1 protein-coding gene is annotated in these 1,464 nt (G+C 41.5%); it reads right to left on the bottom strand.

Annotation, left to right across the window (positions count from 1 at the left end; translation table 11 throughout):
• Nucleotides 1-345: 345 nt before the first annotated feature.
• A complete protein-coding gene (locus QL234_RS31870) occupies nt 346-1,371 on the bottom strand; it encodes an IS110 family transposase (protein ID WP_281561750.1) in 1,026 nt (341 codons plus the stop codon).
• Nucleotides 1,372-1,464: the final 93 nt, after the last annotated feature.

The following is a 1,464-nucleotide window of genomic DNA, read 5'->3' as shown; positions in this document are numbered from 1 at the left end:
GGACATATATGGTCACTCCCCCCGAGTCAAATAGATTTGGGGATTTTCTCTTCTTTTTGCCTGCTTCTGCTATATGCCACCTTTGCAAAACAGCTTTATTTCCCAATGAAACAACGGTCTTATGACATATATCCGGCATCTTTATGGCTTATTGCGATTAGGGTTAACAAGCCGTGCCCTCATGAGATCCAAATGATGTCTTATTTGCCTTCGCATCCAAAATGCCTTATTGGCAAATGTCCCAACTGAGGTTCCAAATAAGACGTAACCGTTTAATTCATCAGTGCATATTACCGTTTCACCTGCTGAATTTTTCTATATCATAATGTTTGTAAAAACAATCTATTAAGCACATGCCTTACTGGCATTAAAAGGCGTCTTATGGGCTAACACAGCCCAGATAATCCGGGCAAGTTTATTGGCGAAAGCCACAATAGATTTACAGCCATGCATGCGCTGTTTAATCGCTTGTAACCATTTACTGAGATTATCGTTTTTCTTGTCACACCAGTTAAGTACCGTCCGTGCCCCATGTATCAACATTTTGCGCATACTTTGATTGCCACGTTTCGTGATTTTTCCCAGCCTGCTTGTCTCACCACTGGCATATTGCGAAGGGGTTAATCCAATCCAAGCAGCAAACTGACGACCATTCTTAAAGACATTCACATCATGCACGCTTGCCATAACCGTAGCCGCAACAATAGGGCCAACGCCAGGAACAGACCGCAAAAGCTGATATTCTTCTTTCGTACCAATCAGCGCATTAATCTCCGTATCGACTTCTTGTATTTGTTTACTGATTTGCTCGATATTCTCAGATAAACGCCGGATAAACTTACGCGCCACAAATGTCAGCTCATTGCTGGCATCTTCCAATATACCTGGGATGGCTTTTTGTAAGGCTCCAGGTGTTGTCGCAACCACTTCACCATACTCAGCCATTAAACCGCGAAGCTGGTTTATATCACCAGTCCTGATTTTTATCATACGTTCTCGTATACGCTGTAATGACTGAATATCCTGTTGCTCAAGTGTTTTGATTTCTACAAAACGAATCGTTGGCCTAAAAGACGCTTCGGCAATGGCTATAGCATCATTGGCATCATTTTTATTACCGACTAAAAAGGGTTTTACCGCGAAAGCCGGAATACATTTTACGGTATGCCCTAATTTCATGATCCGCCTACCCCAGGGATTTGAACTGTAACAGGCTTCCATCACAACTAAAGAAGCAGGAAATTGCCTGAGAGCATTGATTAAGTTAGCTCTTTTTACTTTTTTATTAAGTACAATTTCCCTTTTTTCATTGAAAGCACAGAGTTGAAAGACATTCTTTGCCAAGTCGATGCTGATTACGCTATATTTCATGACGGTCACTCCGTATATTTGATTGATCTTGCTTGATAACTTTTTCAATCATGGCACATTACGATGCCTTTGCGGAGTGACCATCTCAAGCAT

This window comes from Thalassomonas sp. RHCl1 (assembly GCF_947387555.1).
Lineage (GTDB): Bacteria > Pseudomonadota > Gammaproteobacteria > Enterobacterales > Alteromonadaceae > Thalassomonas.
This window is presented reverse-complemented; position numbering and strand designations above follow the sequence as displayed.